Genomic DNA, 20,179 nt, shown 5'->3' with positions numbered 1-20,179 from the left:
CTCGACTGTTTCACCTGGATGGGGAGAATGATGTGTCAGCACCACCCGCCGTGTCCACCTGCGGACGCCCCGAACCATGAGGCCGCCCGGCTCGTCGCGTATCACCCGGAACAGGGCTGGGGGCTGCTCTGTAACGGGGTCGTGTCCTTCGACGACACGGGCGAGCTGCTGCCGGACGGACAGGCCGTGCCCGCCGGCACCGCGGAGGGCGTGGCATGAACCTGCTCGTACAGCGGCTGGTGACGGCCATGACCGGGGACCGGACCGGAACGGTCTCCTGGACGTTCCCGCCCACCGCCGTCTCCGTCCGCAGGGCCCGCCACCAGGCTCGCACGCAGCTGGAGCAGTGGGGCTACGGCCGGCACGGTGAGGTCGTCGAGCTGCTCGTCAGTGAGCTGGTGACGAACTCGCTCCGGCACGGCCAGGGGCAGATCCAGGTCACCATGTCCGTCGAGGACGGGGTGTTGCGCTGCGGGGTCGAGGACGAGAGCGACCAGCCGCCGCGCATGCGCGAGCTGAGCTGGGACGCCGAGCGGGGGCGCGGCATGCACCTGGTCGACATGCTGGCCTGCTGCTGGGGCAGCGAGAGCACCCGCCTGGGCAAGATCGTCTGGTTCCAGCTGGCCGTGCGGGCCGGCGCCACCTGCTGGTAGACCGCTCCCGGCGTGTGCTGATCACTCTCCGGGCCCTCTCCCCGGGCCCTTCGTCACGCGATGCCCAAAAGTAGTTGCAGCTCCTTTGACCTGCCGGTACGCATCCTTCCAGAGAACCGGGCATAACCAGATAGTCCAGACATGCCCTCACAAAAGGAGCTGCCTTCCCGGCATGAAGGCATCCATGACTGCGGTGACAGCGAGCTCCACCCGGCGACGCCGGCCGAACGGGCTGCCCGCCGAGGTGACCAGTTTCGTGGGACGTCGGCACGAGGTGGCCGCCGCCAGGCAGGCCCTGAGCGAGTCACGCTCGGTGACGCTGACCGGCGCGGGCGGGGTCGGCAAGACCCGGCTCGCCCTGCGGGTGGGCGAGGAGGTGGCACGCGCGTTCAGGGACGGCGTGTGGCTGGTGGAGCTGGCGGCGCTGGACGGCCCCGGCCTGCTCGCCCAGACCGTGGTCGAGGCCCTGGAGATCCGCGGCTCCTCGGCCTCCGAGCCCCTGCGGGTTCTCACCGACCACCTGCACGACAAGCAGGCCCTGCTGATCCTGGACAACTGCGAGCACCTCGTCAAGGAGTGCGCCGTGCTCGTGGAGAGACTGCTGCGCGCCGCCCCTGAGGTACGCGTCCTCGCCACCAGCCGGCAGGCGCTGGGCATCGCCGGTGAGCAGGCGCTGACCGTACCGACGCTGCCGCTGCCCGCGGACGGCGAGCCCCGCGAGTCGCTCGACACCCTGCTGCGGTCCGACGCGGTGCGGCTGTTCGCCGAGCGGGCCCGCGCAGTCCTGCCGACCTTCACCGTCACCGAGGAGAACCGGGACGTGGTGGCGGCCATCTGCCGCCACGTCGACGGCCTGCCGCTCGCCATCGAACTGGCGGCCGCCCGGCTGCGGGCGCTGTCGGCGCAGCAGATCCTCGACCTGCTGGACGACCGCTTCCGCCTGCTCACCGCCGGGTCGCCCGCCGTGCTGCCCCGCCATCAGACGCTGCGCGCGCTGATCGACTGGAGTCACGCCCTGTGCTCGGAGCAGGAGCGGCTGCTGTGGGAGCGCGCCGCCGTGTTCACGGACGGCTTCGCGCTGCCGAGCGCCGAGGAGGTGTGCGCGGGTCCGGGCATCGCCCGCGGGGACGTCGTCGACCTGGTGATCGGCCTGGTGGACAAGTCCATCCTGATCCGGGAGGAGCACCAGCAGGACGTGCGTTACCGGATGCTGGACACGATCCGCCAGTACGGCCGCGACCGGCTCGCCGCCTCGGGACAGGAGGACACGCTGCGGCGGCGGCATCGCGACCACTACCGCGCCCTGGCCGCCCGGGTGCGCTCGGAGCTGTTCGGGCCCGCGCAGGTGGCCTGCTTCACCCGGCTCCACCTGGAGCACGCCAACCTGCGCGCCGCGCTGGAGTACTCCTTCGGCGAACACGCCGAACACGGTGAACACGGTGAACACGGCGATCCTGACGACATCGCCGCCGGCATCGAGATGGCCACCGACCTGCTCTACCACTGGATCACCAGCTACTACCTCGGCGAGGGACGGCGCTGGCTCGACCAGGGGCTGGCCACCTACACCGAGCCGGACGAGATACGCGCCCGCGCGCTGTGGGCCAACAGCTGGCTGGCCATCATCCAGGCCGACATGCCCGCCGCCACGACGATGCTGAAGGAGAGCCGCGGCATCGGCGAGCGCCTGCAGGACGAGTCGATCCTCGGCTACGCGGCCCTGTTCTCCGGCATGGTCGCCATGTCCGACGGCCGCGCGGAGACCGCGGTCAAGCTGTACGAGGACGCCCTCGCCAGGCATGCCGACACCCAGGACCCGGTGGGCCGGACGCTGTCGCTGATCCGGCTGTCTCTCGCGCACTCCTTCCTCGGCAACTCCTCGCTGGCCATTTCCCTGGCCGAGGACTGCATCGCCGTGTGCGACGCCCACGACGAAGGCTGGCATCGCGCGTACACCTCGATGGCGCTGGGCGTGGAGGAGTGGCGGCGGGACAACGTCGAGCGCGCGACCGAGCTGGAGAAGCAGAGCCTGCGCTTCAACGGCTCGCTCGGTGACGCGCTGGGCTCCGGCGTCAACCTGGAGGTACTGGCGTGGATCGCCGCCGACCAGAAGCGGTATCGGCGGGCGGCCCGGCTGCTGGGGTGCCTCATGACGGTCTGGCGGTCCGTCGGCGCGCCGCTGTCCGGCTACGGGCATCTGGCCGGCTATCACGACGACTGCGAGGCACGTACCCGCAAGGCGCTGGGCGAGCCGGCCTTCACCGCCGCCGTCCGGCGCGGCGCCCGGCTCTCCTACGACGAGGCGCTCGCCTACGGCCTGGAGGAGGACAGGCCCGCGGAGGAGGAGCCCGCCGAGCCCGCGCCGCTCACCCGGCGGGAGACCGAGATCGCGCGGCTGGTCGCCCAGGGGATGACGAACAAGGAGATCGCGGCGTCCCTGGTGATCGCCCAGCGGACGGCGGAAGGCCACATCGAGCATATTTTGACCAAACTCGGCTTCAACTCCCGCTCGCAGATCGCCGTGTGGGTCGGCGAGCAGGCCAGAGCCTCCTCCGAGGCCTGACGACCGCGCGTCAACCGGTCCGTCTGGACCACGTCCTGACCAGCCAGGCCAGCCAGGCAAGCGCCAGGAGAGCGCACCCGCCGGCCGCGATCCGGTATCCGCCCACCGCGGCCGTCGCCCGGTCCGCCCCCTCGGCGGCGGTGTAGACCGTGCGGCCGTCGACCACCGCGCCCAGCGATCTCGCGGATCGGGGATCCAGGCCTGGTAGTGAGCCAGCTGTGGCAGCCGCGCGGTCAGCGTCTCGCGCTGGGCCTGCGATAGGGCGGCTACATGGTCAAGGACAGCCAACATCGGCGATGATGAGGGGGCAGGCACGGTCTTCCCTCACGATCAAAGGCGTAGACAACCTCATGATCGCGGAGACCGTGCCTGCATGCGTACCTGCCAGCAGCCTTTCCGGAGAACCGGACAATCAAGCAGAAACTTCAACTACGCCGGAGCCCTGCTCCGCCGCACCCGGTGTTCACCGGATGCGGCAGGATGGCCGGACGTTATCGCACTGCGCTTGCCACCCGGGTGTGACAAGTCCTCAGCTCTGGGAATGGGTTAATTCTCGAGAACCTGAATCCCAGTGGGGAGAGTCTCACCCAGGATGAGGTCGGCGAGTGCGGCGTGGCCCTGCCGGTTGAGGTGTAGCACTGCGACCGGGCCTTCTTGGCCGGATGCGAGGGCGTCGAATCCACGGTAGAACGGAGCGGTCGATTCGCACAGTGAATGGCCCGCGAATTCCGGCCGGAGTGTGGTCGAGTCCTGGTAAGGGCTGGCGAAGCGCACATTGATGCCCTGCGCTTTGGCGGATTGCGCGGCCTGGGACAAGGCATTGTCCAGCGCCGCGAAGATCTTGCCGCCGCTGGCCCGTTCCCGGTCTGTGAGCAGGCCGGCGCCACAGATCAGGTCGAGTGCCACGCCTGGAGGGTTGGGGGCGTCGCTGACTATCCTGCCGTACCCGGTCAGGATGATCTGGGCGCGCGGGCTGCGCTGGTTGATCTCGGCGAGCAGGTCGACAAGGGTGGGCGTCACCCTGGGAATGCGATCGAGGATCGCTGTGCTGGCCGTACCCGTGCAGTCGCCCTGAAGGCACATAAGACCGAAGGTGACAAGGTCGATATCGATGGCGCCGATGGTCAGCGTCACCAGATCGGTGTCCTGGCGAAGCGCGTCGAGCTGCGGAAGCTCCCCGTTGAATGTCCGCCGCAGATCCGCGATGGCAGCGCCGCTGCAGGTGGCGTTGACAAAGTCCACCTCCGTGCCACGCTGCCGAAATTCTTCGACGATGATCGTGGAGGCGGAGTTACGACTGCGATAGCAGGTCTGCTCGGTGCCGGGCTCGTAATCCCCCGCGCCCGTGCCGGCGGCGATGGAGTCACCCAGCGCTACCACGTTCAAACGTGGTGTGTCCTGAGCGCTGGCCGGAATCGCCGCCCATATTAACCCACCCCCCATGACGAAGCTGATGACCCCTGCGATGATTTTGTTGCGCGCGTGCATCAACAGTCCCCTTCTGATGACTGCCGTCGAGATCTGACGGCGAAGGCATTCTGGCAGAAATGAAGCGAGTTATGGGGCGGTTCGCACGCCATTTCTGGACGCCCAAAAGGTGAGGTCGCCTCGGCATTAAGTCAGGGCTCCGGCGTAGTTTAAGTTTCTGCTTGATTGTCCGGTTCTCCGGAAAGGCTGCTGGCAGGTACGCATGCAGGCACGGTCTCCGCGATCATGAGGTTGTCTACGCCTTTGATCGTGAGAGAAGACCGTGCCTGCCCCCTCATCATCGCCGATGTCCGAGTGGATGAAAGCTGTTTTGCGTGGACGTAAAGGGCTTCTCCGCCCCCTATCCCTGCCGGGGCAACTCCCGCCAGGTCCGCATCTACATCGAGGCACGGCCATGAGCGTCACCACCCGGACCTGCCTGGTCATCACCTGCACCCGCTGCGGCGAGGTCAACGACGTTCCAAACACCGGAGACCGGTGAGTGAGTGACGAACTGCGTGACAACGGCCCCGGCTCATCATGGACGTTGGCGAACGTGTGTGGACGCTTTGGGCTGGGTCTTCTGGAACCGTAGCCGTGATCGAAACGCTGCTTGCTTTACCTCACACGTAATCGCGGCGGCTATGTGCCCGGTGAGACCTTGGCGTTGTCGAAAACGCCCTAAGGAGACATGAAATGAGCACTCCTGCCGTTGTCACCACCGATCGCACCAGGTTCCTGCGCCTCGTCCTGGCCCTCGACGCCGCCGTCACGGGGGTCAACGGGCTGGCCTACCTCGCGGGCGCCGGTCTCCTCACCGACCTGCTCGGACCCGACGCGGGCCTGCTGCGCGGGCTCGGGATCTTCCTGCTCGGGTACGGCGCGGCGGTCGGCCTGCTGGCCGCTCGCGGCACCGTCAGCAGGGCGGCCACCACGGTGGTCATCGGGGTGAACCTGGCCTGGGCGCTCGGCAGCGTCGCCGCCGTCCTCACCGGGGTGCTGGAGTTCACCACGATCGGGGCGGTCTGGGCCATCGCCCAGGCGCTCGTGGTGGCGGTCTTCGCCGAGCTCCAGATCACCGGCCTGCGCAGGTTGCGCTGACACGCCGTACCCCATAGACCGAAATATCGTTTGAAAGGCTGAAAAAATATGAGCAATCTGGTCGAGCGTTACCTCGCCGCCTGGAACGAGACCGACGCCGCCGCCCGCGCCAAGGCCGTCGCCGAGGTGTGGACCGAGGACGCCACCTACACCGATCCGCTGGCCGACGTGGCCGGGCACGCCGGGATCGCCGCCGTGATCGAGGGCGCCCAGGGGATGTTCCCCGGCTTCGTCTTCACCGCCGGGAAGGTGTACGACGCCCACCACGGCATCGCCCGCTTCACCTGGCATCTGGGCCCGGCGGGCGAGGAGCCCGTGGTGATCGGGTTCGACGTGGTGGAGCTCGCCGGGGACGGCCGGATCAGCAAGGTCCTGGGCTTCCTGGACCAGGTCCCCGCCGCCTGACGCCCCACCCGCGCCCTTGGCCTCCGGGACACCGGGGGCTTTCGGCGTGCCGGGGCGGTGGCGAAGATCATGGCGGGTGGAAAACCGTTTGTGGGGCGTGGCGCGGCAGGAGAGAATCGGACTCCGTGTCCGATCGCATCAAGAACCTCGCATCCCACCTCGCGCTGGACGTGAGCCCGCTACGCGACTCACGCGACTTCCGGTTGCTGATGGTGTCGGGCGTCGTGACGATGTTCGGCACGTTCATCACCATGGTGGCGGTGCCGTACCAGATGTGGGAGCTGACCGGCTCCTACCTGGCGGTCGGGCTGATGAGCCTGGCGGAGTTCGCGCCCATGGTGGTCTGCGGGCTGTGGGGCGGGGCGATCGCCGACTCGCTGGACCGCCGTAAGGTCATCCTGCTGAGCGAGCTGGGGCTGGCGGTCACCTCGGCCCTGCTCATGGTCAACGCGATGCTGCCGGAGCCGCAGATCTGGGTGCTGTACGTGGTCGGCGCGCTGGCGACGGGCATCAGCTGCCTGCAGCGGCCCAGCATGGAGTCCCTCATCCCGCAGGTCGTCCGGCACGACCAGCTCGGCGCGGTGGCGGTGCTGACCAGCGTGCGCTGGAACTTCGGCGCGATCGCCGCCCCTGCGCTGGGCGGCCTGCTGGTGTCCACGCTCGGCACGGCCTTCGCCTACGGGCTCGACACCCTCAGTTTCGTGCTGTCGCTGCTGCTGCTCTGGCGGATCGAGTCCAGGGCACCGGCCCAGGACGCCGGGTCCGCCTCGCTCGGCTCGCTGGTCGAGGGCTTGCGCTATGCCGTCGGCCGCAAGGACCTGGTCGGCACCTACCTGGTCGACATCGCCGCGATGGTGTTCGCCATGTCGACCTCCCTCTACCCCGGCCTGGCCGAGGAGTACGGCGCGCTGGAGGCCGTCGGGCTGCTGTACTCGGCGGGCGCCGTCGGCGGCCTGCTCGCCTCGCTGACCGGCGGATGGACCGCGCGCGTGCGCCGGCACGGCCTGGGCGTGCTGGTGGCGGCGCTGCTGTGGGGCGTGGCGGTGACCCTGGCCGGGCTGGTCCCGAACTTCTGGACGATGGCCGCCTGCCTGGCGCTCGCGGGCGCGGCCGACATGGTCAGCGGCATCTTCCGGATGACCATGTGGAACCAGACGATCCCCAACGAGATGCGCGGCAGGCTGGCGGGCATCGAACTGCTCTCCTACTCCACCGGCCCGATGCTGGGCAACACGAGGGCGTCGCTCATGGAACGGCTCGGCGGGCCCCGGATCTCGATGGCCGCGGGCGGGTTGCTGTGCGTCGCCGCCGTGGCCGCGCTCGCCGCCGCGCTGCCGCAGTTCCGCCGCTACGACTCCAGCACCGACGAGCACGCGCTGGCGGAGCGCGCCCGCCGAGCCGAGCAGGCCCCGGTCTGAGCCGGTCTAGTTCGGGTCTAGGTCCGCACGCCTTCCGGTTCGAAAGAGCTCAGACTCGGGTCGTAGTCCGAGGCGCCGATGTCGTACATGGGCGTCATCCAGTGGTAGAAGTTGTCGCCGCGTTCCCGGAGCAGGTCGTACAACCTGCGCATGAGACGGCGGCGCACCGGTTGCAGCTCCGGGTGCGGATACCGGTTGGTGAGCTCGTGCGGGTCCTCGACGAGGTCGTAGAGCTCGTTGACCGACTCGGGGTTGACCACGAGCTTGTACCGTTCGTCGCGGATCATCCGCTGTGGGTACGGGAAGTGGTGACCGTGGAACTCGGCGACCAGCTCGGCGGGCCACTCCGGGTGCTCACCGCGGACGAGCGGCACCAGGCTGCGGCTGTCCACCGCCGGTGACGGGTCGCAGCCGGCCAGGTCCAGGATCGTGGCCGTACAGTCGGTGAGGGTGACGAACTCGTCCCTGACCTGCGGCTCGGCGCCCGGAACCCGGATGATGCCGGGGATGCGGTAGATGTCCTCGTACATCGCCGGGCCCTTGTCGTGCAGCCGGTGGGCCCCGGTGAACTCGCCGTGGTCGGCGGTGAAGAAGACGGCCGTCTCCTCGGTGAGGCCGAGCTCGTCGAGCCTGGCCAGCATCCGGCCGATCTGCTCGTCGATCAGCGTGACGTAACCCCAGTAGACCGCGATCAGCTTACGGGTGACCTCGATCGGGATCGTGTCGAACGTCCAGTGCGCACTGTAGTTGCGCTGCACGGGAGGCTTGCCCTCGAAGGTCTCCGCGATCGACGGCGGCAACTCGACCAGGGCGGGATCGTACCGGTCGAAGTACTCGTCCGGCAGCAGATAGGGCAGGTGCGGCCCGAAGAAGTGGGTGGCGAGGAAGAACGGCCGCCCGTCCTCGGCGTAGCGGTCCAGCTGCTCGATCGCCCGGGTCGCCAGATAGTGCTCGAACGTCGCCTCGACCGGCTGGTGCAGCCGGGCGGCCAGCAGGTTGCCGGGATTGCCGTTGGGCGTGGTGCCGCGGATCAGGTCGGAGATCCGGTACGGCGGCAACCCGCGCTCGGCCAGGTAGGCCAGGTAGTCGGGATGGTCGACGGGATTGTGCCAGCCCGGCAGGTCGGGACCGTCGAAGCCGTACGACGCGGCGTTGCGGTGGGTGCCGCCGTGCCACTTGCCGATCAGGCCCAGCTGGTAGTCACGCTCCCGCAGCGCGTCGGGAAAGGTGAAGGCATCGGCCCGCAGGTCTTCGAGATAACCGACGTTGCGCTCGTAGTTCGCCAGGAGCCGGTGCCGGAACGGCGCCTGCCCGGTGAGCAGGCTGGCGCGCGCCGGCGTGCAGATGGCCGTCGGCGTGTAGAACCGATCGAATCGCGTACCGGTCGCGGCCAGCCTGTCGAGGTGCGGCGTGGCGACGTGCGGGTTGCCGTAGCAGCCCAGCGTGTCAACGCGATGCTGATCGGTCATCAGGAACAGCAGGTTCACTTGCTGAAGGCCTTCGTGTAGAGGTCACCGGTGTAGTAGGTGGCCGGGTCGGGGGCCGACGGGAGCTGGCCCGTGCTGACGAAGAAGTCGCCCAGGCTGTTGAGCCACTTGCCGACACTGCCGTCCTTGGTCTTGGCGACCAGGTCGGCGGTCGTCATGGTCTCCACGTTGGCCGCGTCCGCCTGGACCTTGGCCTTGTCGAGCTTGAGCAGGGCGGCGGCTTCGGCGATCGCCTCGTCCGGATGTGCGGCCCGCCAGTCGTTGGCGTCCTGCAGCACCTTGATCACCTTCTCGGTGAGCTCGGGCGCCACCTGGGTGCCGCCGACGAAGGCCGTCGGGAAGGAGTTGTCGGGGAACTCCTTGGTGCTGGCGAGCTCCACCGTCCCGGGCACCTTCGCCTTGATGTTGTCGATCAGCGGGTACCAGATACCGGCGCCGTCGATCTGGCCGGCGACGAACGCGGAGACGACGGTGGCCGGGTCCATGGGCACCTTCTCGATGTCCTCGGCCGTCATGCCCGCCTTGCGCAGGGCCAGGTTGAGCACCATGTCGCCGGAGGTCCCCTCGGGGACGCCGACCTTCTTGCCCTTGAGCTGCTGCATCGTGGTGATGCCGGGCCTGGCGATGACGCGGTCGGCGTACGCGAGCGTGTTGATCGCGACGACCTTGGCCTTGCCCGAAGCGGGCAGCCACATGGCTCCCGGGCCGATGTAGCCGAAGTCGAGGTCGCCCGCGCCGAGCGCCTGGATCTGCAGCGGGCCGTTGGTGAAGACCTTGATGTCGGGAGTGAGCCCCTGCTTCTCCCACATGCCCTGCTTCTCGGCGATGGCGAGGAGGCTGGCGCCGTTGTAGTCGCTGATGTAGCCGAATCGGACCGTGGAGCCGTCGGAGGAGCAGGCGGTCACGGACAGCGAGAGCATGGTCACCGCTGCGGCGGTGGTCAGGGCGCGTCGAAGTACACGCATGGCGGTACGTCCTTTCTGGGGGGTGGGTGGGCGTCAGGCCGCGGGGGCGGCCGGTGCCTGGTGGTAGACGGAGTGCCAGACCTCGTTACGGATCCGGCCGAACTCCTGGGAGAGCCGCATCTCCTCGGTCCGGGGGTAGGGCAGGTCCACGTCGACGATCTGCTGGACGCGGCCCGGCCTGGCGGCCATCACGATCACCCGGCTGGCGAGGTAGACGGCCTCGTCGACGTCGTGCGTGATGAACATGACCGTGCGCTGCTCCTGGCTCCAGGTGTGCAGCAGCTGGTCCTGCAACTGCACCCGGGTCAGCGCGTCCAGCGCGCCGAACGGCTCGTCCATGAGCAGGACCTGCGGGTTGACCGCGTACGCGCGGGCGATGGCGCATCGCTGCTTCATCCCGCCCGACAGCGTCTTGGGCAGCGCGTCGGCGAAGTCGGTCAGCCCGACGAGCTCGATGGCCCGCTCGGCTCGCCGCCTGCGCTCCTCGGCGGAGATCGCGGTCAGCTTGAGCCCGAACTCGACGTTCTTGCGGACCGTCAGCCAGGGGAAGAGCGCGTACTGCTGGAAGATCACCCCGCGGTCGGGGCCGGGGCCGGTGACCGGCACGCCGTCCACCAGCACCTCCCCCTCTGTGGGCCCGACGAGTCCGGCGGCCATGCTCATCAGCGTGCTCTTGCCGCAGCCCGAGGGGCCGACGACCGTGACGAACTCCTGGTCGGCGATGTCCAGGCGGACGCGATCGAGGGCGACGAAGGTGCCGTCCCGCATCGGGTAGGTCTTGACCACGTCCCTGAACGAGATCTTGTTGTTCATCGGCGCTCCTGCCAGTCGGTGAGGCGTCGGTCGGCCAGCAGCAGCAGCCGGTCCATCAGCAGGCCGAGCACGCCGATGGCGATCAGCCCGACGAAGATCGTGGAGAGGTCGTAGTAGAGCTGGGCCTGCTGCATGCGGAAGCCGAGGCCCTCCTGCGCGGCGATCAGCTCGGCGGCGACCAGGGTCCCCCAGGCCGAGCCGAGCCCGACCCGCATGCCGACCAGGATGAACGGGGTGGACGCCGGCACCACGACCTTGAGGAAGATGGTCCGGTCGGAGGCCCCGAGCACGCGCGCGGCGTTGATCAGCGTCTTGTCCACGTCCACGACGCCCTGGAACGTGGCCACCACGCTGGACAGGAACGAGGCCAGGAAGATGACGAAGACCTTCGGCACCTCGCCGATGCCCAGCAGCACGATCGCCAGCGGGATGATCGCCAGCGGCGGGATCGTCCTGAAGAACTGCACATACGGCTCCAGGAGCCCGCGGGCGGTGGCGTACCAGCCCATCAGGAACCCGACGGGGACGGCCAGCAGGGTGCCGAGGACGAAGCCGAGCAGCACCCGGCGCAGGCTGGCCGCCGCGTCCAGGAGCAGCGTGCCGTCGGCGATCAGCTCGCCGCCCTTCGCCGCCACCGCGAGCGGGCCCGGCAGGCCCTGCACGCCGATCGATGACAGCAGTGTCCAGAGGGCGAGGCCGAGGGCGACCGCGATCAGGTTGAGCACCACGGCACGCCGCGGCCGGTACGCGCCGGCGCGCCTGTCGGGCGGCATGGACGTCTTCTCGGACGTGATGATCGCGGTCATGGCCGTGCCAATCGGTTCATGTGGGGGTCCTCCGCTTGGTCCGGCTCCGCCGGATAGCGCGACAGCAGTGGTGACTCGTGCAGCACCAGCGCGATGCCGCCGAGGGCGCCGGCGACCTCGCCGAGCGTGGCCTGGCGCAGGCTCACCCGGTTCCGGGCGATCGGCATGATCTGCGCGCCCAGCGTCGCCTCGATCGGCTCCAGAAGTGCGGGGCCGGCCTCGGCCAGCTCACCGCCGATGACGATCATGCTGGGCCCGATGGCGTTGCAGAGCGCGGCGAGCACCGCGCCGATCCGCGAGCCGACGTCCCCGAGCAGGTCGAGCGCGGCCCGGTCACTGGACCTGACCGCCTTCACCAGCTCGGCGACGTCGTCGGCGTGCCCGCCCGCGGCGCGATAGGCGTCGAGGACGGATCGGATCGAGGCCACGGTCTCCAGGCATCCCGTGCCGCCGCAGTCGCACCGGGACCCGTGCGGATCGACCGTGATGTGCCCGAACTCGCCCGACAGCCCGTACGCGCCCCGGTGCAGGGCCCCGCCGACCACCAGGCCGCCGCCGACGCCGTGGGACAGGCGCAGGTAGAGCACGTCCGCGCCGCCCGCGGCCGCCCCCCAGATCGACTCGGCGAGCGCGGCCAGCCTGGTGTTGTTGTCGCTCATCACCGGCACGCCGAAGCGCTCACGCAGCAGGTCTTCGACCCGGTGGCGGTCCGCCCGCTCCTCCTCGGGGTCGCCGACCGGGCCCACCACACCCACGCCCATCGCGCTGAGCGCGCCCAGCCGCAGGGTGCCGCCGGTGTGGGTGCCGGTCAGGCCGCCGACGAGCCGGCCGGCGAGCTCCACCTTGCCCTCCCAGGACAGGTCGGCCGGGTGCGGCTCGCTGGCCGAGCCGACGACCTCGTGGGCGACGTTGACGGCGGCCACGTGCACCGCGCGCCGGGCGAAGTCGATGCCGATCGCCTGGCCGGCGTCGGGGTTGAGCGTCAGCGTCTCGGCCGGGCGGCCTCGCCCGCGCGGGGCCTCCTGCGAGGTCGCGGTGACGACCGCGCCGCTGGTGACCAGCTCGGCGAGGATGTCGTACAGGGTCGTACGGGACAGCCCGCAGCGCTTGCCGAGCTCGCCGCGGCTGAGCGGGCCGTGTTTGCGCAGCAGCCCGAGCACGAGCTCTTCGTGCCCGCGCCGCAGTTGTGAGAGGGGACCGAGGTGACGCATGCCGCTGAGTCTGCCGACGGCCGGTCATTTTGGTCAATAACCCGGAAAAATGGCCGTTGAGGTGCATATCACGGCTTTGACCAGGCAATACACGGCGATTACGGCACTTGAGGGGCTCGTAACATTCGCGTAACGACAGCGGCGCGCCGCCTCTTCTCGCTCACCTGGTGTTTGACCCGCGGCCATGGACCGGCCAGACAGGAGTCTGTCAGGATCTCACCAGACACCCTAATGTCCTCCTTTATCACCAGAAATCCATGGAAGGTAAGAGAAGAACACATGCGGGTTGCATACGTGGTTGCTACGGCTTTGATGGCTTCTGCCCTGATTACCTCTCCTGCGCACGCCTCCGGCAAGCCGGAGTTCCCGGCGGAGGTGTCCGGCGGAGCGTGGCCGTCGGGCCATGTGCAGGGGATCGCGGTCGACGAGAAGAGGGGGTTCATGTACTTCTCCTTCACCAACCTCCTCGTCAAGACGGACCTGACCGGTCGCCCCGTGGGCTCCGTCACCGGCTTCACCGGCCACCTCGGCGACCTCGACTTCAACGCCAAGGACGGACGGGTCTACGGCTCCCTGGAGTACAAGGACGCGCAGGCCTTCTACATCGCCATCTTCGACGTCGACCGGATCACCAGCCTCGACATGAACGCCGAGACCTCCGAGGTGGTGACCGCCGTCTACCTCAAGGAGGTCGTGGCGGACTACAGCGCCGACATGAACGGCGACGGCGTGTTCGACGGCAACGTCGGCGCCACCCCGGACCACCGCTACGGCTGCAGCGGCATCGACGGCGTCGCCTTCGGCCCCTCGTTCGGCAAGCGGCACGGCAAGCAGAAGCTGACCGTCGCCTACGGCGTCTACTCCAACACCGGCCGCCAGGACAACGACCACCAGGTGCTGCTGCAGTACGACATCACCAAGTGGCGCGGGTTCGAACGCCCGCTCACCCAGGCCGACCCGCACACCTCCGGCCCCGCCCGCCCCGACGGCAAGTACTTCGTACACACCGGCAACACCACCTACGGCGTACAGAACCTGGAGTACGACGGCTACACCGGCAAGTGGCTCATGGCGGCCTACAAGGGCGTCAAGCCGCAGTTCCCCAACTACTCCCTCTTCACCGTCGACGGTTCCGAGCGTCCCACCCGCGGTCCGGTCAAGGGGCAGCCGCAGCCGGAGCAGGGCGACCTGCTCGCCCTCTCCCCCGAAGGCCTGCACCACCCGGAGAGCGGCGTCCGGGGCTGGGAGTCCGGCGGGCAGTACGGCCTGGCGTCACTGGACGACGGCCGCTTCTACGTGACGCAGGACGGCAAGATCGTCGAGGACGGCGTGACCAAGCAGACCGCCCACTCCCGCCTCCACCGCTGGACCGGCCAGACCCCGACCCCGTTCGAGCGCATCCAGTAGCCCGCCGGCCTCCGGCGTCGGACCGTGCCGCCCCGGCATGCTCCGACGCCGGGGCTCAGCCCCGCTCGCGCCAGCCGTCGTAGCGCTCCACCAGCTCATCGACCTTCGCCAGGCCGCCCTCGTCGAGCCCCTCGGCCACGACCAGCCACTGCGCGTCCTCGGCGTCGTCCTCCCCCGCCAGCGTCTCCCGGACCACCCGCGGCATCCCGAGCCCGGGAAACCACTCGGCCAACGTCTCGGCGACCTCCTCGGCATCGTCCCGCTCACCGAACACGAGTAGCTGCCTCATGGATCGGCATTCTGCCAGCCGTCCGCCGAGGCGCCGAACTGTACGGGATCGTTCACAGACAGTGAACGCGATAGCTTGCTATCGTACGACCATGACGGCCGAAGCGGTGAGTATTGACATGAGAGAGTCCTCGCTGCCCGACTGGATCTTCCCTCCGCCGGAGGGCTTCGTGGCGGAAGACCTCGATCACATTCCGGATTTGCCAGCGCACACAGAGTTGATTGACGGAAGCTTGGTCTTCGTGAGTCCACAGGCTTCTTTCCATATGCGCATGGTCGACCTTCTGGTCCTCTCCCTGCGCCGCACCGTTCCGGATGATTTCCGGATACGTCGGGAAATGAGCGTCATCCTCGCCAAGGATCAGCGTCCCGAGCCGGACGTGTGCGTCATCCGCGCCGGCGCGGACCAGAGCCCGGAGCAGACCTACTACCATGCCCGGGACGTCACGCTCGTCGTCGAAGTGGTCTCCCCCGAGTCCAGGTCACGGGATCGCAAGCGGAAGCCGGCGCTCTACGCGGAGGCCGGGATCCCGCACTTCTGGCGCGTCGAGAGCAGCGCCGGCCGGCCCGTGGTCTACGTCCACGAGCTCGACCCGCCGACCTCCATCTACGTCCCCACCGGCATCCACCACGAACGCCTCAAGACCACCGTCCCCTTCGACATCGACCTCGACCTCACCGAGATCGACCGCCTCTGACACACGAGGAAAGGGCCGGTACGGAAGCCGTACCGGCCCTTGCCGTCGTGCCTGTCAGGCGCTGCGGAGCTGAGCCCCGACGCGATCGGCCGCCAGGGCGACGGCGGCGTCGCGGGCGGCGGTGGTCTCCTCGGCCGTCAGCGTGCGGTCCGGCGCCCGGAAGCGCAGGGTGTACGCCAGGGACTTGTTGCCCTCGCCCACCTGCTCACCGGTGTAGACGTCGAACAGCCGGATGGACTCCAGCAGCTCCCCCGCGCCGTCGCGCAGCGCCGCCTCCACGTCGGCCACCGGTGTGAAGTCCGGCACCAGGAGCGCCACGTCCTGGGTCGCCACCGGGTAGCCGGAGATGGCCGGCGCCTGGACGGGGCCGGGCATGGCCGCCTGCAGGCGGGTCAGCTCCAGCTCCATCGCGGCCGTGCGCGGCGGCAGGCCGTAGGCCTCGATGACACGCGGGTGGAGCTCGCCGGCGTGGCCGACGAGGGTGTCGCCGACGTACAGAGCGGCGCACCTGCCGGGGTGCCAGGGCTCGTGCTGGTCGGCGGAGATCGACAGCTCCAGCCGCGCCTCGCCCGCCACCAGCCGCGCGGCCTGCACCGCGTCGGCCCAGGAGGCCTGGCGGCCGGCGCCCCACCAGCCGGAGCGGTCGAACTCGCCAGCGAGCACGACGGCGACCCGGATCGGCTGGTCGGGCAGCGCCTCCTCGATCGACGCCAGCTCCTCGGCCGTCGGCCTGCGCTCGACGCCGAGCACCGGCGCGGTCGCGGGGGCGCCCTCACGCGGCCGGTAGACGGCTCCGGTCTCGAACAGCGCCACGTCGGTGAAGCCGCGCCCAGCGTTGCGGACCAGGGTCTTGAGCAGCCCCGGCAGCAGCGTCGTGCGCATCAGCGGCTCGTCCTCGGCCATCGGGTTGGACAGCCGCATGGCACGCCGCCGCGCGTCGTCGGCCGGCAACTGCAGGTGGTCGAAGTCGTCGGCGCTGATGAACGGGTAGGCGAGCACCTCGACGTAACCGGCCTCGGCGAGCGCCCGGCCGACCCGCCGATGCAGCCGCTGCCCTTCGGTGAGCCCGGCGCCGGCCGGGGCCTTGGGCAGGATCGAGGGCAGGTTCTCGTAGCCTTCGAGCCTGATGACCTCTTCGGCCAGGTCGCTGGGGTCGGTGATGTCCGGCCGCCACGAGGGCGGCGTCACCGTGATCATGTCGTCGCCGGCGACGGCCAGCCTGGCCGCCAGCTCGCCGCCCGTCACGACGCCGGTCGGGTCCACCCCGCCCCTGCGCACGGCGGGGTCGTCGCCGTCGACGACGGTGCAGCCGACCTGCTCCAGCCGCTGGACGACGGTCTCCTTGGAGTAGGGGACGCCGGCCACGTCGCCGGGATGGCTCGCCGGGATGGCGATGCGGGCCGGCTGGACGTCCACCTCGGCGTGCGTGACCCCGGGGTGGACGGTCGCGCCGCCCAGCTCGGCCAGCAGTTGCACGGCTCGCCACGAGGCGACCAGCGGCAGCTCCCTGTCGACGCCCCGCTCGAACCGCTTGGACGCCTCCGACACCAGGTTGTGCCTGCGCGACTCGCGGGAGATGCCGGTCGCCGAGAAGTGCGCGGCCTCGATCACGATGTCGGTCGAGACGCCGGAGATCTCGGTCTCCAGGCCGCCCATGGTGCCGGCCATCGAGATCGGGCCCGAGTCGTCGGTGATCAGGATGTCGTCGGGGTCGAGGTCGCGCACGACGTGGTCGAGCGTCTCCAGCCGCTCCCCCTGCCTGGCCCTGCGCACGACGATCTCGCCGGTCAGCCTGCCGGTGTCGAAGGCGTGCAGCGGCTGGCCGAGCTCCAGCATCAGGTAGTTGGTGATGTCGACGGCCAGCGACACCGGGCGCATGCCGGCCCGGGACAGGCGCACCCGCATCCACAGCGGGCTCTGCGCGTCAGGGTCGAATCCGCTCACCTGACGGAGCACGAACCTGTCGCACGCGGTCGGGTCGGCGATCGAGGCGGGCCACGAGGACTCCGCCTGCTCGGGCAGCTCGACGTCGGCGGGGTCGCGGAACGGCACGCCGAAGCCGGTCGCGGCCTCGCGGGCCACTCCCCTGATCGACAGCGCGTAGCCGATGTCGGGGGTGATCTCCAGCTCGATGACGTCGTCACGCAGGCCGAGCAGCTCGACCACGTCGGCGCCGATGGGCGTGCCGGGCGGCAGCACCATGATGCCGTTGTGGTCCTCGCCCAGCCCGAGCTCGCGCTCGGAGCAGATCATGCCCTCGGACAGGCGGCCGTAGGTCTTACGCGCGCCGACCTCGAACCCGCCGGGCAGCACTCCGCCCGGGAGCACGACGGGCACCCGGTCGCCGACGGCGAAGTTGACGGCGCCGCAGACGATCTCGCGCGGCGTCGCCTCGCCCACCTCGACCTTGCAGTGCCGGATCGGCTTCTTGAACCCGGTCAGCTCCTCGATCTCCAGCACCTCGCCGACCACGACGTTCTTGACGTCGTAGCCGTGGGAGGTGATGGACTCCAGCTTGAGCCCTGCCGCGGTGAGCTTGTCGGCCACCTCGTGCGCGGTGACCGCCGGGAGATCGACACACTCCCGCAGCCAGGAAAGCGGGACCTTCATCAGATCTCCATTCCGAACGGGAGCGTGAAGCGCACGTCTCCCTCGATCATGTCGCGCATGTCCTCGGCGTTGTGGCGGAACATCAGCGTCCGCTCGATGCCCATGCCGAACGCGAACCCGGAGTAGACGGACGGGTCAACGCCGCAGGCGACGAGCACCCGCGGGTTGACCATGCCGCAGCCGCCCCACTCGATCCAGCCCTCGCTCTTGCAGGTGCGGCAGGGCGGGCTGCCGGGAACGGCGGAGGCGCCGCGGCAGACGAAGCACTTGAGGTCCATCTCGGCCGACGGCTCGGTGAACGGGAAGTAGTTGGGCCGGAACCGGGTGGTGATGCCCTCGCCGAACATGACCTCGGCGAACCGGTCGAGCGTGCCCTTGAGGTGGGCCATCGTCAGGCCCTTGTCGACGGCCAGCCCCTCGGTCTGGTGGAAGACCGGGGTGTGGGTGGCGTCGAGCTCGTCGGTGCGGAAGGTCTTGCCGGGCGCGATCGCGTAGCAGGGGGCACCCCGCTCCAGCAGCGCGCGGATCTGCAGCGGCGAGGTCTGGGTGCGCAGCACCATGCCCGAGTCCGCGGAGCCGACGAAGAACGTGTCGTGCTCGGAACGGGCCGGGTGGTCCTTGGCGATGTTGAGCGCCTCGAAGTTGAACCATTCGGCTTCGAGCTCGGGGCCCTCGACCACCTCGTAGCCCATCGCGACGAAGCTGTCCTCGATGCGCTCCTGCATGGTGGTCAGCGGGTGGCGGGCGCCGCGGGGCCGCCGGTCCCAGGGCTGGGTGACATCGACGGCCTCCTCGACGAGCACGCGGGCGTCGCGCTCGGCCTCCAGCTCGGCCTGGCGGGCGGCGAGCGCCTCGCTGATGGCCTTGCGGGCGCCGCCGACGCGCTTGCCCGCCTCGGCGCGGGCGGCCGGCGGCAGGGCGCCGATCTCACGGTTGGCGAGCGCGATGGGCGAGCGGTCACCGGCGTGCGCCAGCCTGGCCTGCTTGAGTGCGTCGAGGCTGTCGGCCGTCTTGATCGCCGCCAGGGCGTCGGCCTCCATGCGGGACACCTCGTCGGCGTGCAAGGGTGTGACCTCGACCGGGTCGTAGTCAGACAAGAGTGAGCTCCGTATTCAGGGCTTGAGCGGAAAAGTCTAGTGGGGCCCGGACGCCCCAGCCCACCGGTCCTGCTCTACGCGAAGTCAGGGGTGCCGGTGGGCATGGTAAATCGGAAATCCGCCCCGCCCTCGGGCGCCTGCTGCACGATGATGGTGCCGCCGTGGGCCTCGACCAGCCCCTTGACGATGAACAGACCGAGACCGGTGCCGCCGCGCCTGCGGCTGTTTCCCCGCCAGAACTGCCTGAAGACGCGCGGGGCCAACTCGGGCTTGACGCCCTCGCCCTGGTCGCGCACCGACACGGCAACTCCCCATCCCACGGATTCGATCTCTGTCGTCACGGTGCCGCGCCCATGGCGCACCGCATTTTCCACCAGATTAGCGAGGATCTGGTCAACCTTGTCCTGGTCGAGCCACATCTCGGGGAGATTGTCGCCCACGATCAGCTGGAAACGCTCCTCCTGCTCACCGGCGGCGACCCGGCCCGCGATGATGCGCCGCACCCTGGCCGGCACGTCGACGACCTGCCGGTGCACCTCCATGCGGCCGGACTCGATCCGGGAGACGTCGAGCAGCTCGGTGATGAGCCGGGTGACGCGGTCGGCGTCGTTGTTGACGGTCTCCAGCATGACGCGCTTCTGCTCGTCGGTGAAGCGGGTCCACTTCGCCAGCAGCGTCGCGGTGAAGCCCTTGACGCTGGTCAGCGGTGAGCGCAGCTCGTGGGCGACCGTGGAGACCAGGTCGGCGCGGCTGCGCTCCAGCCGGGCGCGGGCGCCGCCGTCGCGCAGGGTGATCGCCACCCGCTCGACGTCGCCGGACCGCTCGGGCTCGCGCACCAGCCTGGCCGCGACGTACAGCTCCTGACCGCCCGGCAGGTGGAGCGGACGCTCCGGCACTCTGGCGCGGGTGCGCAGGCCGCCCTCGGGATCGAGGGCCTTCCACCACTCGCGGCCGTCGTTGTCGCGCAGCGGGAACACCTCGTTCATGTCCCTGCCGATCGCGCGCTCCGCGGACACCTTGGTGAGCCGGGCGGCGGCGCGATTAACGGCGAGCACGCGGCCGAACCGGTCGGTCACGATGAGGCCGTCGGGAAGGTCGTCGATGGCTATCGTGCACGCGGCGGCCACTACTCGCCCGTCGGTGTCCTCGCCGTGCACGACCTCGCCTCCTCCGCCTACAAGGCCGACAAT

General features: G+C 69.6%; 19 protein-coding genes. 8 read left to right on the top strand and 11 right to left on the bottom strand.

Translation table 11 applies throughout. The annotated features are described in order from the left end of the window. The first annotated feature begins 30 nt into the window (after window positions 1–30). The 3 genes from ACIBQX_RS47510 (at window position 31) to ACIBQX_RS47500 (ending at window position 3,216) form a co-directional block, all read left to right on the top strand. On the top strand, window positions 31–219 hold the full coding sequence (locus ACIBQX_RS47510; protein ID WP_397016890.1) for a DUF5999 family protein: 189 nt from the start codon (window positions 31–33) through the stop codon (window positions 217–219). Then, window positions 216–653: an ATP-binding protein gene (locus ACIBQX_RS47505; RefSeq protein WP_397016854.1), complete on the top strand. Its 438-nt coding sequence runs from the start codon at window positions 216–218 to the stop codon at window positions 651–653. Before ACIBQX_RS47510 ends, ACIBQX_RS47505 begins: the two co-directional genes overlap by 4 nt. A 184-nt stretch (window positions 654–837) precedes the next feature. After that, a complete protein-coding gene (locus ACIBQX_RS47500; RefSeq protein ID WP_397016852.1) occupies window positions 838–3,216 on the top strand; it encodes an ATP-binding protein in 2,379 nt (792 codons plus the stop codon). A 10-nt stretch (window positions 3,217–3,226) separates the two neighbouring features. Here ACIBQX_RS47500 and ACIBQX_RS47495 read toward each other — a convergent pair whose 3' ends face one another. Continuing rightward, entirely contained in the window at window positions 3,227–3,382 is a 156-nt protein-coding gene (locus ACIBQX_RS47495; RefSeq protein ID WP_397016850.1) for a hypothetical protein, read from the bottom strand. 380 nt (window positions 3,383–3,762) lie between these two features. Then, entirely contained in the window at window positions 3,763–4,704 is a 942-nt protein-coding gene (locus ACIBQX_RS47490; protein WP_397016848.1) for an SGNH/GDSL hydrolase family protein, read from the bottom strand. Between the two features lie 675 nt (window positions 4,705–5,379). Between ACIBQX_RS47490 and ACIBQX_RS47485 the strand changes: the two genes are divergently transcribed. From ACIBQX_RS47485 to ACIBQX_RS47475, 3 genes are all read left to right on the top strand, one after another. Further along, window positions 5,380–5,784: a hypothetical protein gene (locus tag ACIBQX_RS47485; protein WP_397016847.1), complete on the top strand. Its 405-nt coding sequence runs from the start codon at window positions 5,380–5,382 to the stop codon at window positions 5,782–5,784. A 48-nt stretch (window positions 5,785–5,832) separates the two neighbouring features. Then, window positions 5,833–6,189 (top strand): nuclear transport factor 2 family protein, encoded by a 357-nt coding sequence (locus tag ACIBQX_RS47480; protein WP_397016846.1) that lies wholly within the window; start codon window positions 5,833–5,835, stop codon window positions 6,187–6,189. A gap of 125 nt (window positions 6,190–6,314) precedes the next feature. Then, complete coding sequence (locus ACIBQX_RS47475) at window positions 6,315–7,607, top strand: MFS transporter (protein ID WP_397016844.1); 1,293 nt, start codon at window positions 6,315–6,317, stop codon at window positions 7,605–7,607. 17 nt (window positions 7,608–7,624) lie between these two features. On the opposite strand, the gene ACIBQX_RS47470 is transcribed toward ACIBQX_RS47475, so the two are convergent. From ACIBQX_RS47470 to ACIBQX_RS47450, 5 genes are read right to left on the bottom strand one after another with little or no spacing between them, the layout of a single operon-like run. After that, complete coding sequence (locus ACIBQX_RS47470; protein ID WP_397016842.1) at window positions 7,625–9,094, bottom strand: sulfatase-like hydrolase/transferase; 1,470 nt, start codon at window positions 9,092–9,094, stop codon at window positions 7,625–7,627. Continuing rightward, on the bottom strand, window positions 9,091–10,059 hold the full coding sequence (locus ACIBQX_RS47465) for an aliphatic sulfonate ABC transporter substrate-binding protein (RefSeq protein ID WP_397016840.1): 969 nt from the start codon (window positions 10,057–10,059) through the stop codon (window positions 9,091–9,093). The genes ACIBQX_RS47470 and ACIBQX_RS47465 overlap by 4 nt, the downstream gene beginning before the upstream one ends. A gap of 33 nt (window positions 10,060–10,092) precedes the next feature. Next, complete coding sequence (locus ACIBQX_RS47460) at window positions 10,093–10,872, bottom strand: ABC transporter ATP-binding protein (RefSeq protein WP_397016838.1); 780 nt, start codon at window positions 10,870–10,872, stop codon at window positions 10,093–10,095. After that, the gene (locus ACIBQX_RS47455) at window positions 10,869–11,678 is read right to left on the bottom strand and encodes an ABC transporter permease (RefSeq protein ID WP_397016836.1); all 810 of its coding nucleotides are present in this window, start codon (window positions 11,676–11,678) and stop codon (window positions 10,869–10,871) included. The genes ACIBQX_RS47460 and ACIBQX_RS47455 overlap by 4 nt, the downstream gene beginning before the upstream one ends. After that, on the bottom strand, window positions 11,675–12,889 hold the full coding sequence (locus tag ACIBQX_RS47450; RefSeq protein WP_397016834.1) for an ROK family protein: 1,215 nt from the start codon (window positions 12,887–12,889) through the stop codon (window positions 11,675–11,677). Before ACIBQX_RS47450 ends, ACIBQX_RS47455 begins: the two co-directional genes overlap by 4 nt. Window positions 12,890–13,201: 312 nt before the next feature. On the opposite strand from ACIBQX_RS47450, the gene ACIBQX_RS47445 reads away from it, so the two are divergent. Then, window positions 13,202–14,296, top strand: coding sequence for a hypothetical protein (locus ACIBQX_RS47445; protein ID WP_397016832.1), 1,095 nt, complete (start codon window positions 13,202–13,204; stop codon window positions 14,294–14,296). Window positions 14,297–14,351: 55 nt separating this feature from the next. On the opposite strand, the gene ACIBQX_RS47440 is transcribed toward ACIBQX_RS47445, so the two are convergent. Beyond that, window positions 14,352–14,585, bottom strand: a complete 234-nt coding sequence (locus ACIBQX_RS47440; RefSeq protein ID WP_397016830.1) for a hypothetical protein — start codon at window positions 14,583–14,585, stop codon at window positions 14,352–14,354. Window positions 14,586–14,676: 91 nt separating this feature from the next. Between ACIBQX_RS47440 and ACIBQX_RS47435 the strand changes: the two genes are divergently transcribed. Then, window positions 14,677–15,282, top strand: coding sequence for a Uma2 family endonuclease (locus tag ACIBQX_RS47435; RefSeq protein ID WP_397016828.1), 606 nt, complete (start codon window positions 14,677–14,679; stop codon window positions 15,280–15,282). Between the two features lie 54 nt (window positions 15,283–15,336). Here the strand turns inward: ACIBQX_RS47435 and ACIBQX_RS47430 are convergent, their stop codons facing one another. The 3 genes from ACIBQX_RS47430 to ACIBQX_RS47420 all read right to left on the bottom strand — a co-directional run bounded on the left by ACIBQX_RS47430 (window position 15,337) and on the right by ACIBQX_RS47420 (window position 20,146). Further along, window positions 15,337–17,892 carry a phenylalanine--tRNA ligase subunit beta gene (locus ACIBQX_RS47430; protein WP_397016826.1) on the bottom strand — a complete coding sequence of 852 codons (2,556 nt, stop codon included), beginning with the start codon at window positions 17,890–17,892 and terminating at the stop codon, window positions 15,337–15,339. Further along, window positions 17,892–18,932 (bottom strand): phenylalanine--tRNA ligase subunit alpha, encoded by a 1,041-nt coding sequence (pheS, locus tag ACIBQX_RS47425; protein ID WP_397016888.1) that lies wholly within the window; start codon window positions 18,930–18,932, stop codon window positions 17,892–17,894. Before pheS ends, ACIBQX_RS47430 begins: the two co-directional genes overlap by 1 nt. A 131-nt stretch (window positions 18,933–19,063) precedes the next feature. Then, window positions 19,064–20,146, bottom strand: a complete 1,083-nt coding sequence (locus ACIBQX_RS47420; protein ID WP_397016824.1) for an ATP-binding protein — start codon at window positions 20,144–20,146, stop codon at window positions 19,064–19,066. Window positions 20,147–20,179 lie beyond the last annotated feature (33 nt).

This window comes from Nonomuraea sp. NPDC049714 (assembly GCF_044465295.1).
In the GTDB taxonomy this organism is placed as follows: domain Bacteria; phylum Actinomycetota; class Actinomycetes; order Streptosporangiales; family Streptosporangiaceae; genus Nonomuraea.
The sequence above is the reverse complement of the archived record's forward strand: the minus strand, read 5'-3'. Positions and strand labels throughout refer to the sequence as shown.